Source organism: Azospirillum griseum (assembly GCF_003966125.1).
GTDB classification, from domain to species: Bacteria; Pseudomonadota; Alphaproteobacteria; order Azospirillales; family Azospirillaceae; genus Azospirillum; species Azospirillum griseum.
On record NZ_RXMA01000092.1, the window covers coordinates 1 to 1,575 of the forward strand.

1 protein-coding gene and 2 pseudogenes are annotated in these 1,575 nt (G+C 60.3%); 2 read left to right on the forward strand and 1 reads right to left on the reverse strand.

Annotated elements, in window-relative coordinates; all coding sequences use genetic code 11:
* Nucleotides 1-214, reverse strand: a pseudogene (locus EJ903_RS27910) (IS6 family transposase); the annotation flags it as partial.
* Nucleotides 215-268: 54 nt separating this feature from the next.
* On the opposite strand from EJ903_RS27910, the gene EJ903_RS26265 reads away from it, so the two are divergent.
* Nucleotides 269-1,321: a LysR family transcriptional regulator gene (locus tag EJ903_RS26265; RefSeq protein WP_126620809.1), complete on the forward strand. Its 1,053-nt coding sequence runs from the start codon at nucleotides 269-271 to the stop codon at nucleotides 1,319-1,321.
* A gap of 91 nt (nucleotides 1,322-1,412) precedes the next feature.
* A pseudogene (locus EJ903_RS27300) lies at nucleotides 1,413-1,575 on the forward strand (IS6 family transposase); the annotation flags it as partial.

The window sequence follows — 1,575 nt, forward strand, 5'->3', positions numbered from 1 at the left end:
GCGCCCGCCGACGCAACCGGGTGGCGATCTCGGGACCGAACTTCCGGGCCCACTGGCGCACCGTCTCGTAACTCACCGTGATGCCGCGCGCCGCCAGCAGCTCCTCGACCATCCGCAGGTTGAGCGGAAAGCGGACGTACAGCCACACCGCCGTGGCAATGATCTCGGTGGGATAGCGGTCGCCAGCGTAGCCGGGATCAAGGCGCGTCGATATGCCGTTCCATACCCCGAACGGACTCCCTCCGCAACTGGGGGAAACAAGTTGACGATGCCGAGAGATCTCCGACAGATTAAGGAAATATTCATCAGTGCTTCCAATAATTTTTATAGCTCTTCATCCCACAGGAATCTGGTTTATCGCGGACGCAAAGTGGGGGTAACGGCACTGAGTTTGGACTGGGACGACATCAACCTGATCCTCGTGGTCGCGCGCTCCGGTGGTTTTTCCGGTGGCGCTGCGATCCTTGGCCTTGATCAAAGCACCGTCAGTCGTCGAATTGCTCGAATCGAAACTACAGCGGGAGCACCGTTGTTCGTGCGTAGTCGATCTGGCATCATTGCAACGGATTTTTGTCTTGAGCTGCTCCAACTCGCCGAAGAGATGGATCGGCATGGAAAAAGCTTCAATCAGACATTGCGGTCTCTGAGAAAACAACCTGAACGAGTAGTTTTGATCAAAGCAAGCGGTGGTCTTATTAGCTACTTTGTCGGACCTCTGGCAGCTGAACGACCGATCGGCCCGCTGGCTTACGTCCAGCACCTGCATCCCGACATTACCTTGCCGCCGCTTCGCCCCGTAGCGGAGAGCAGCCCCGAATGCGAAGATATCCGCTTGCGGTGGACGGAACCGGATGTGCTGCCGCTTGGCTCGCCCGATTTGCGTATCCGGCGGCTCGCCCGCGTTCCTTGGGCTGTTCATCACGCCCGAACATCATTCGCGTCATCGCGGCCCAACCACTGGGATGAATTGCCCGAACACCCGCTGCTGTCGCACAGCGCGCTTGTGCTCTACCCCAGTCAGTCGGCGTTGGGTCCATGGCTCGACACGTTCGCGCGGGCCTCCGCTCACCCAACGGTGCCTACCGAAGCTGCGCAGGAAAAACTGCTCCTTAGCGGTTCGGTCCTCACCCCGCTTCCGACATTTGCAACACTGGTCAACCTCAACATCGTGGCGCTGCCTATCCACCAGCCACCGATGCACCTCGATCTGTGGATCATGGCCAAGGCCGAAGCACTGCGCGACAAGACCGTGCGCGCGGCGTTCGACGGGCTGGTGAAGCTATTTCATGCGTTTGATTGGGAAAGGCTGAAAGCCCACTGACTGACTTTGGTGCGCAATTTGGCACAGGAGTCGGGACGGCATGACGACGCGCCCGGTTCCCCGCTATGCCGGTTAGCGATATCCCGCCGAGATCATTGCGGCGGCGGTGTGGCTGTACTTCCGCTTTTCGCTCAGCCTGCGCATGGTCGAGGAGCTGCTGGCGGCCCGCGGCATCACGGTGAGTTACGAGACGGTGCGCCAGTGGGCCCGGAAGTTCGGTCCCGAGATCGCCACCCGGTTGCGTCGGCGGGCGC

What these genes read in the sequence shown, in the direction of transcription:
- EJ903_RS26265 (WP_126620809.1), top strand. Translation starts at nt 269, where the DNA reads ATGCCGAGAGATCTCCGACAGATTAAGGAAATATTCATCAGTGCTTCC.